Here is a 1,138-nt window from a genome sequence, read left to right on the forward strand (position 1 = left end):
GGTGATAAGACGGGTCATATTCGGTGATTCCAGTGATGCAAAGGGCTAGCCTGTGAGGGCTGGCCCTTTATGCTGTTTGTGGATGAGCGATGAGATGGTCGCGGTGGTTAGCCGTTGTAAAACAGGATGTAGTTCACTCCTGCCTGCTGGGCTGCAGTAAGCAAGGGTTGCAGCGCTGGCGGGATCGTATCGAGATCCATGGCAAGGTTCAGGGTGTACTCGTAGGCGGAGTCATCCTTCACGCCGACATGTTCATGGGAGGCCATTTGCTTGACCCATTGCCATTCTGGTACCAGGTCTGCGTCATCGTAGTCGCCGATGATGGAACTCATGGCGACATCCAGCATCTGCATCACCGAATGGCTTGCCAGTGGATTAGGTGTTGTAGGTAGGGTGTTGGTCATTGCATCGTTCCTTGTTGTCTGGGCTGTCGCTCCCTCTGAGCATTGATGAGCGTGAGCACTTGAGCTGTGCGTTGTTACATCTGATTGATAATCGGCTTGCAGTTGAGTCGGTCCAGCAGGTGCCGCGAGCCGTATTGAGCCACCAGCCGGGCGATGGCCATTTGAGCGCAGGTCGCTCTGCTGGGCTTATTCTCAGGGATTGCGTAACGCGCAGTGAGCCAGCCGCCGAGCAATGCGATGCGGTAGCCGCTTGGGATGTGGGTGAGGGACGTTCCTATTCCCCTCCCGTGAATGAGGAAGGGCACTGCCTGTCCGCCGATGCCGATATCGATGCGCTGACCCTTGAGCTCGAAGGTGGTGAGCTCGCCGGTCTGTGGATGCTTGCCCGGCACCTTGATGGTGATGTTCTTCGCCATCTCACACCTCCGGCTTGGCTTCAAAGTGGTGGGTCACAACGCCCGCTTCCGGGTCGATACTGATAAACGCCGGGGCTTGCGGGTGGTACTGGTAGAGCCGCGCCAGTTCAGCACGAAACGCCTCGACGTTTGGTGCAATCACATGACTGGTATCCCCCTCGGCGTAGGTAAAGGTCTCCAGCTTCTCGGTGTTAATCCAGATACCGAAATACCAGGCGTCCTCCTCGGTGTCGTACTGCTGCCAGCCCTGGGCCAGCAGCGTCCGGTCGTAGTAGTAACGGTCTGCCTGATGGCTCCCTCGGTCGATGCGGCAGCCGG

2 protein-coding genes and 1 pseudogene are annotated in these 1,138 nt (G+C 57.7%); all 3 read right to left on the minus strand.

The features are described 5' to 3' along the window. Positions 1–107 precede the first annotated feature (107 nt). Positions 108–404, minus strand: coding sequence for a hypothetical protein (locus AACR93_RS23000; protein ID WP_043852083.1), 297 nt, complete (start codon positions 402–404; stop codon positions 108–110). A gap of 74 nt (positions 405–478) precedes the next feature. Next, positions 479–820, minus strand: coding sequence for a hypothetical protein (locus AACR93_RS23005; RefSeq protein WP_043852084.1), 342 nt, complete (start codon positions 818–820; stop codon positions 479–481). A gap of 1 nt (position 821) precedes the next feature. Next, positions 822–1,138 (minus strand): annotated as a pseudogene (locus tag AACR93_RS23010) (hypothetical protein); the annotation flags it as partial.

It is taken from the genome of Aeromonas sp. L_1B5_3 (genome assembly GCF_963866575.1).
Taxonomy (GTDB): domain Bacteria; phylum Pseudomonadota; class Gammaproteobacteria; order Enterobacterales; family Aeromonadaceae; genus Aeromonas; species Aeromonas jandaei.

Coding starts and splice junctions, on each gene's coding strand:
- AACR93_RS23000 (WP_043852083.1), bottom strand. CDS start 404: ATGACCAACACCCTACCTACAACACCTAATCCACTGGCAAGCCATTCG.
- AACR93_RS23005 (WP_043852084.1), bottom strand. CDS start 820: ATGGCGAAGAACATCACCATCAAGGTGCCGGGCAAGCATCCACAGACC.